The sequence below is a fragment of the Protofrankia sp. Cj3 genome, from assembly GCF_917627355.1.
Classification (GTDB): Bacteria; Actinomycetota; Actinomycetes; order Frankiales; family Frankiaceae; genus Protofrankia.
In genome coordinates, this window is sequence record NZ_CAKJTR010000044.1 from 1 (window position 1) to 2,291 (window position 2,291).

2 protein-coding genes are annotated in these 2,291 nt (G+C 67.2%); one reads left to right on the top strand and one right to left on the bottom strand.

Annotated elements, in window-relative coordinates:
* Positions 1-384 precede the first annotated feature (384 nt).
* Entirely contained in the window at positions 385-1,638 is a 1,254-nt protein-coding gene (locus MJ783_RS08460) for a Glu/Leu/Phe/Val dehydrogenase (protein WP_239309779.1), read from the top strand.
* Here MJ783_RS08460 and MJ783_RS08465 read toward each other — a convergent pair.
* Entirely contained in the window at positions 1,583-2,008 is a 426-nt protein-coding gene (locus MJ783_RS08465) for an RNHCP domain-containing protein (protein WP_239309781.1), read from the bottom strand. The two genes, MJ783_RS08460 and MJ783_RS08465, sit on opposite strands and share 56 nt — an antisense overlap.
* Between the last annotated feature and the right edge of the window lie 283 nt (positions 2,009-2,291).

The following is a 2,291-nucleotide window of genomic DNA, read 5'->3' on the forward strand; positions in this document are numbered from 1 at the left end:
AGAGCTTTCGATCAGCAACACATTGCAACCATGTTGGTATAACCGACCACTTTCCAGCCACTTTATCGGCACCGGTAGGATTTCCGTCGTACATCGGAGGGGCCTTGGTCAACCTTGCTGCGACACATCGTCCAGCAGCCGAGTACTCTGCGTAACCTAACGCGATGTACACCCGGAGGGACCGCGGCCCACGACCGCCGCACGGATCGCCCTGGCGATCAGACTGACAACCGCCACAGGTCACGAAGGCCGGGATCTACAATCCAGGGCCTGACGCCTGGCCACCGGTGAACGCGCAACGGTGGCCTCGCGGCCCGGGAGGCTTGCCGGTCCGGCGCTCGGCGCGGTCAGCGGGGACCGCGCACGACACAAGGAGGTGTCTGAATGCTCGGGTCTCCGTCTGCATGGGACACGGCACAGATCCAGTTGGAGAACGCCGCCCGCCACCTCGGCCTCGATGACGGCCTGCACGATCTGCTCCGGACTCCGCGTCGCTCGATCACAGTCAGCGTCCCCCTGATGCGCGACGATGGCCAGTTGCTTGTCCTTACCGGCTACCGGGTCCAGCACAACCTGGCCCGCGGACCGGCCAAGGGGGGGATCCGCTTCCATCCGTCCACCGACCTTGACGAGGTCAAGGCCCTGGCCATGTGGATGACGTGGAAATGCGCGTTGATGGGCATCCCCTACGGCGGTGCCAAAGGCGGCATCGCCGTCGACCCGAAACTGCTGTCCCTGGCCGAGCGGGAGCGCATGACCCGCCGCTACGCGGCCGAGCTCGTCCCGCTCATCGGGCCGGAGAAGGACATCCCCGCGCCGGACGTGGGCACCGACGAGCAGACCATGGCATGGATCATGGATACCTACTCGACGCACACCGGCTACACCGCGCCCGGAGTCGTCACTGGTAAGCCGTTGTCGATCGGCGGATCAGCCGGGCGGGCCGGCGCGACGAGCCGTGGCGTCCAGCTGGCGGCTTTCGCCGCGCTGGCCGAACACGGCCTCGACCCGTACGACGTTACTGTCGCGGTCCAGGGGTTCGGTAAGGTCGGCGCGCTTGCGGCGCAGTACCTCCACGACGCCGGCTGCCGGGTCGTCGCGGTGTCCGATGTCAAGGGGGGCGTGTACAATCCGCAGGGGCTCAATCCGGCCGCGCTCGTCCGCCGCGTCCAGCGCGGCGCGGACACGGTCGTGGGATACCCCGGAACCGACACGATCACCAATGCCGAGCTGCTCGAGCTGGACGTCGATCTGTTAGTGCCCGCGGCGCTGGAAGGAGTCATCACCGCCGCGAACGCCGACCGGGTCAAGGCACGGATAATCGTAGAAGGCGCGAACGGCCCGATATCCGCGAACGCTGATCCGATCCTCGACGGCAACGCGGTCGTGGTCGTCCCGGACATCCTCGCCAACGGCGGTGGCGTCGCCGTCTCCTACTTCGAGTGGGTTCAGGACATTCAGGCCTACTTCTGGACCGAGGACGAGGTCAGCGACCGGCTGCGCGACATCATGAACCGCGCGTATGGGGAGGTTTCGCGGCTAGCGACGGAACGTGACGTGAGTCTGCGCACCGCCGCGCACATCATCGGGGTCGCCCGGGTCGCCGACGCGCACCGGACCCGCGGTCTCTACCCCTGACAGCGCTGCCCCGCACACCTCCGTCAACCTCCTCACGGGCACCGGGCGGGATGGGGATGCCAGCCCCGTCCCAGCCCGCCGCTGATACTTCGATGATCATATCGATGTCGTCCGCCGGGGATGTCCTGTTCCGTCGTTGGTGACCGCACGTCTCACAGCGGTGAGTCAGGACGATGTCATGCGGACCGGTCTCCACCGCGACCGGGCGCATCGCGCCGCGGCACTCCGCCGCCCGGTCACCGGGGTTGACATCCACATGCCGAGACCACAGGCAGCACGGGCAGTGGTTGGTGTAACCGTTCCCGCGGACCGGTGTCCCGCAGACGAGGCACTCGAAGTCCTCGGTGGTACGGACGAAGCGACGGGGCACTCCCCGAGAGTAGGAAGCGTCGCCGGCATGCTCAACAGCGAGCCATCAGTGATCTGATCCCGCGTGTCGGCCGGTTGATCCCGCGTGTCGGCCGGCTCGGCCGAAGTTGTCGGACCCATCCTCTGAAATAGTGGGCGGCGAACCACAACCCTGTGATTCGCGGATCCCGTCCCGTCTGGAGGAGGCCATCGCCGTGGAAGCCGCCCACGTCCTGGCAATGGAGGCCGGAACCTTCGGCCCGCCGCCGCATCCCGTCGAACTGCGGACCAGCGAGCCGCAGGGC